This is a genomic window from Vibrio sp. 10N.261.45.E2 (genome assembly GCF_002875705.1).
In the GTDB taxonomy this organism is placed as follows: Bacteria; Pseudomonadota; Gammaproteobacteria; order Enterobacterales; family Vibrionaceae; genus Vibrio.
Map to the genome: position 1 here is coordinate 1 of NZ_MCZZ01000073.1, position 203 is coordinate 203.

Sequence of the window (203 nt, forward strand, 5' to 3'; positions counted from 1 at the left end):
AATCTTTATAGTCATACTGAGTATTGGTGACTCAATAAAACGTTGTGCTCATTGCTATTAGCAAGGAGTTATAAATAGTGGCTGGGCTACCTGGATTCGAACCAGGGAATGCCGGCATCAAAAGCCGGTGCCTTACCGCTTGGCGATAGCCCAACAATGAATGGTCATCTAATGAAAGAAACGCATTCTAAATAATGGTGCGG

General features: G+C 43.3%; 1 tRNA gene. It reads right to left on the minus strand.

Features of this window, described 5'->3' with window-relative positions:
• Positions 1-78 precede the first annotated feature (78 nt).
• Positions 79-153 (minus strand) — tRNA-Gln (locus BCT34_RS04085).
• Positions 154-203: the final 50 nt, after the last annotated feature.